The sequence below is a fragment of the Hydrogenophaga sp. genome (assembly GCF_031426985.1).
In the GTDB taxonomy this organism is placed as follows: domain Bacteria; phylum Pseudomonadota; class Gammaproteobacteria; order Burkholderiales; family Burkholderiaceae_C; genus Hydrogenophaga.
Genome location: NZ_JASJOY010000163.1, coordinates 1 through 1,578, shown reverse-complemented (window position 1 = coordinate 1,578; position 1,578 = coordinate 1). Strand labels below are relative to the sequence as shown.

Here is a 1,578-nt window from a genome sequence, read left to right as displayed (position 1 = left end):
ACCATGACCCACGTCGTCACCGAATCCTGCATCCGCTGCAAATACACCGATTGTGTTGATGTCTGCCCAGTGGACTGCTTCCGCGAAGGCCCGAACTTCCTGACCATCGATCCCGACGAGTGCATCGACTGCGCGGTCTGCATCCCCGAGTGCCCGGTCAGTGCCATCTTTGCCGAAGAGGACCTGCCCAAAGACCAGGTGCACATGACGGCGATCAACGCCGAACTGGCCCAGCTGCCCAACTGGAAGAGCATCACCAAACGCAAGGACCCGCTGCCCGACCACGAGCAGTGGAAGGACCGCACGGGCAAACTGTCCGAACTGATCCGCTGAGCATGGAGCCACGGCCTGGCGACGTGGTGGCGCCCGCTGCCACGGCCGCCATCGCAACCGACGCCGTGGTCATCGGGGCCGGCCCGGTGGGCCTGTTCCAGGTGTTCGAGCTGGGCCTGCTGGACATCCGCGCCCACGTCATCGACGCCCTGCCCCACATCGGCGGGCAGCCAGTCGAGCTCTACCCCGACAAACCCATCTACGACATCCCGGGCCTGCCGTTCTGCACCGGCCAGGGCCTGGCCGATGCGCTGTTGCGCCAATCCGCGCCGTTTGCGCCGCAGTTCCATCTGGGTCAGACCGTCAACCAAGTCCATGCGCAAGAGGATGGACAGTGGCTGGTCGGCACCTCGACCGGCACCCAGTTCCTGAGCAAGACCGTGTTCATCGCGGCGGGTGTGGGCGCTTTCGAGCCGCGCCGCATCAAGCTCGCCGGCATCGAAGCCCATGAAGGCACCCAGCTGCGCTACCACCTCGGGGCACCTTCAGCGTTTGCTGGTCAGGATGTGCTCATCCAGGGCGACAGCGACACTGCCATCGAAGCCGCACTGTCTTTGTCTGCCACGGGCCCACACCGCGCCAACAGCGTGACCCTGGTCCACCGCCGCGACAGCTTCAAGGCCGAGCCGGAACGCGTGGCCCTGATGCGCGAGCGCTGCGCGGCGGGTGCGATGCGCTTCATCGCGGGACAGATCACCGGCCACGACACCCAAGACGGCCGCCTACGTGCCGTGCACCTCACGCGCCCCGATGGTAACGAGCAGGCCGTGCCGCTGGACACGATGCTGGTGCTGCAAGGCCTGTCACCCCAGCTGGGACCGCTGACCGACTGGGGCCTGGCCATGGAGCGCAAACAACTGGTGGTCAACACCGAGACCTTCTCCACCAGCGCACCCGGCATCTTTGCCGTGGGCGACATCAACACCTACCCGGGCAAACGCAAGCTGCTGGTTTGCGGTTTTCACGAGTGCACGCTGGCGGCTTACGGCGCCGCACCGATCGTCCACCCTACCCGTCCGGTGCTGCTGCAGTACACAACCACCAGCACCCACCTGCACCAGGTACTGGGCGTGGGCCACGGTACTGGCGACAAGTCACGAGACAAAAGTTGAAAAATTTGAAGCCCGCTTCAAAAGTCGAAAAAATGACACTATAATTCGAGGCTGTTCCCTGATAGCTCAGTCGGTAGAGCGACGGACTGTTAATCCGCAGGTCCCTGGTTCGAGTCCAGGTCGGGGAGCCAAG

Annotated in this window: 2 protein-coding genes and 1 tRNA gene; all 3 read left to right on the top strand. The window is 64.3% G+C overall.

What is annotated here, in order from left to right:
- The first annotated feature begins 3 nt into the window (after positions 1 to 3).
- The 3 genes from fdxA to RMP09_RS17755 all read left to right on the top strand — a co-directional run bounded on the left by fdxA (position 4) and on the right by RMP09_RS17755 (position 1,576).
- Positions 4 to 333, top strand: coding sequence for a ferredoxin FdxA (fdxA, locus tag RMP09_RS17765; RefSeq protein ID WP_310567307.1), 330 nt, complete (start codon positions 4 to 6; stop codon positions 331 to 333).
- A gap of 2 nt (positions 334 to 335) precedes the next feature.
- Positions 336 to 1,445 (top strand): NAD(P)/FAD-dependent oxidoreductase, encoded by a 1,110-nt coding sequence (locus tag RMP09_RS17760; protein ID WP_310567306.1) that lies wholly within the window; start codon positions 336 to 338, stop codon positions 1,443 to 1,445.
- A gap of 55 nt (positions 1,446 to 1,500) precedes the next feature.
- Positions 1,501 to 1,576 (top strand) — tRNA-Asn (locus RMP09_RS17755).
- Positions 1,577 to 1,578: the final 2 nt, after the last annotated feature.